A 3010-nucleotide genomic window follows, 5' to 3' on the forward strand; every position below is an offset into this window, starting at 1 on the left:
CAGCAGCGTGCCGGAGCCGCGCGATGCGGCGTAGACGCTGCCGCCATGCTCACAGACGGAGGTGACGCCATGCATGCTGCCGTCGGCGCGGCTGTGCCAGCTTTCGCTGGGCCGGCCGCTGTCGTCGCAGCGCGCGACGAGGCCGTAGGAGCGCGATGGCGCCCACGGCTTCAGCACGCCCATCTGCCGGACCGAGCCCTGGCTCAGCGGCTGGTCCGGCCGCGCCGATCCGGCGAGTTCCGGCCCGATCCATTCGCCGGGATCGATCGTCGCCATCATCTCGCGGCGATAATCGTCCTCGCGCAGCACCAGTTCGAGAAGCTGGCGGCGCGGCGCGAACAGCGCCATCCAGAAGCCGCCATCGGAAGCGGGTGACAGGCGCGACGGATAGGCGGGCAGATTTTCCAGGATCGCCACCGGATGCGGTAATTTCGGATCAAGGGCGACGATACGATGGCGCCAGCTTTCGCTGATCGCCAGACGGCCGTTGCCGAGCATGACCGCGCCGTTGGGAAATGCCAATCCGGCTGCAAGCTCACGCTGGGAGCCGCTGTCCGGATCGATGGCGAGCACGACGCCGCTGCTGCCGCCCTCCATCAGATCGCGCTTCCAGTCGCGCGCCGGATGCTTGCGCGAGCCGACACACAGGTAGAGCGAGCCATCCACGGTAAAGACCCCGGCGGTGAGGCAGGACGCCACGCCGCCTGGCAAGCCGATGCGCCTCCAGGTGCCCGGCTGCCCGATTTGCAGGCCCTCACCCTCGATGCCGACGGCAAGGCGGCCATCGGGCGCGGATGCGACAAAGCTGATCGGCGCCGCGAACTCCGCTATTGCGACCGCCGAAGCGCCCGCTCTCCCAAGGTCGATCCGAAAGAGCGTGTTGCCGCTGCTGCACAGCAGTCTCGCTGGCGACGCAACGAGATTGTCGATGGCGGGAAGCGACAGCAGCCGCTCCGCCTCTTCCAGACGGTTGTCCGGTTTGAAGACGCCGTCCATGGCCGGCACGCTGATGCCGGCATCATCAGCCGAAAACAGCCGGCGGACGAACGTGCCTAACCCCGCCATCAGCGCTTCCCCCAGTAATCGTCATGCGCCGTCCATTGCGGATCGGCGCCTTCGATGCGAACGCGGCCGATGCGGTTGTTGGAGACGCCGCCCAGATAGAGCCAGCCCTTGTGCTCGCAGGTCGAGGTGATCGAGGGATGGTTTTCGCCGGCCTCGTCCCACAACGCGTCGATGATCTCGCCGGTTTCCGACACGCGCAGCACGCAGCCGCGATTGATGTTGGGGAACAGCCATTCGTCGGAGGCGATCCGCTTGGCCATGCGGCGGCGAAAACCCGGCTTGCGCATGGCGAGATCGAAGGTTCTGGTGCGCATGCCGAGCAGCGCGATCCAGTAGGTTCCGTCGGAGCCGCGGTTGAGATTGTCGGGATAGCCTGGCAAATTGTCGAGGAAGATTTCACGCTTGCCCTTGTCCGGTCCGTCGAACCAGTAGCGGCTGATGCGGCACGCCCATGTCTCGGCAAAGAGCAGCGACTGGCCGTCGCGGCAAATGGTGACGCCGTTGGGAAAGATCAGGCCGCGCAATATGGTGCGGGTCGAGCCGGTCCTCGGATCGTGGCAGATCAGCCGGCCGTTGCCCCTGCCCTCCAGCGCATCGACCGCCCATTCAGACATTTCGTAGCGGATCGTCGCTTCGCTGAAGAAGATGCGCCCGTCCGGCGCGATGTCGAGATCGTCGGGAAGCCGCAGCCGCGAATCGTCGATCACCGACAGCAGGCTGCGATTGGTTTCGTCGGTGACCTTCGCCACCGTCCCGTCCGGCGAGACGCGGTAGACGCCCATGCCGCCGATGCAGGTGAGCAGGTCGCCGTTCGGCGCGAAGGCCAGCCCCAGCGGATGACCGCCGATACGGGCGAAGACCTCGCTGCGCGCATAGTCGGGCGCGAGGAAACGGACGATCGTACCGTGCCGCGTACCGGTATAGAGATTGTCGTCGCGGTCGAGGACGACGTCCTCGGGACCTTCGACCGCGCCAAGCCCTATGAGCTCCGCCGCGCCAAGCCTGTCATTGACGGCAAGCACGTCGGTTCCGGTCGGCGGCGTCAAATTCGGCAGCTTCAGATAGGTCGGCGAGACATAGACTTTGCTCAACAGCTTGCCGCGGTTCTTCACCCATTTGGCGTCGAACAGCACGGCGGCGATCAGCACCAGACCGAGGATCAGCTGGTTGACCGAGCCGGGCATCGACAGGCGGATGAGGCCGCTGGTCAGGATCAGCACCAGGATGGAGCCGATCACCGCATTGCCGACCGAACCGCGGCCGCCACCCAGCGAAACGCCGCCAAGCACCACGGCGGTCAATACGGAAATCTCCAGCCCTATGCCGGTGTCGGCGCCGGTGCTGCCGAGCCGGGCGGAAAACAGAAAGGCAGCGATCGCGGTCAGCAGGCCCGATGCGACATAGGCGAGGCAAACCGTCAGCTTGACGTTGATGCCGGCATTGTAGGCGGAGCGGCGCGCACCGCCGACGGCGCGCAACCGCCATCCTGGCCTTAGCCTTGACAGGACGATATGCGCGCCAAGGGCGATGACGGCGAAAATGGCGAAGGAGACGGGCAGGCCGTAGAAGGTGCCGAAGCCGATCAGGTCCCAGGTCGGGGAGACCGGCATCGAGCCGACGATCGCGCTGGCAAGCCGGGGAAAGATGATGTCGTAGAGCGCCCGGTAGATGACCAGTGTCACCAGAGTGGTGATGAAGGCGCGCAGCCTGAGATAGCCGATCAGCACCCCGTTGAGCAGCCCGCAGACGAGGCCCGTGGCTAGCGTCGCGATCAATGCCACGCCGACCGGCAGGCCGGCAACGTTCATCGATACCAGGGCGGCAAGCACGCATAGCGCGAACATCGAGCCGACCGAGAGGTCGATGCCGCCCGAGAGGATGACGATGGTGAGCGCCAGTGCGATCAGGCCGAATTCCGACACCTGGCGGGCGAGATCGGTAAGGT

The 3010-nt window shown here is 65.9% G+C and carries 2 protein-coding genes; both read right to left on the reverse strand.

The features are described 5' to 3' along the window. The coding region (locus tag EN984_RS28615; RefSeq protein ID WP_127384126.1) for a strictosidine synthase at window positions 1–1065 on the reverse strand (1065 nt) is incomplete at its 3' end. Beyond that, on the reverse strand, window positions 1065–3010 hold a 1946-nt coding region (locus EN984_RS28620; RefSeq protein WP_127384127.1), incomplete at its 5' end, for an SMP-30/gluconolactonase/LRE family protein. The genes EN984_RS28615 and EN984_RS28620, both read right to left, overlap by 1 nt.

This window comes from Mesorhizobium sp. M7A.F.Ca.CA.004.12.1.1 (genome assembly GCF_003997835.1).
Taxonomy (GTDB): domain Bacteria; phylum Pseudomonadota; class Alphaproteobacteria; order Rhizobiales; family Rhizobiaceae; genus Mesorhizobium.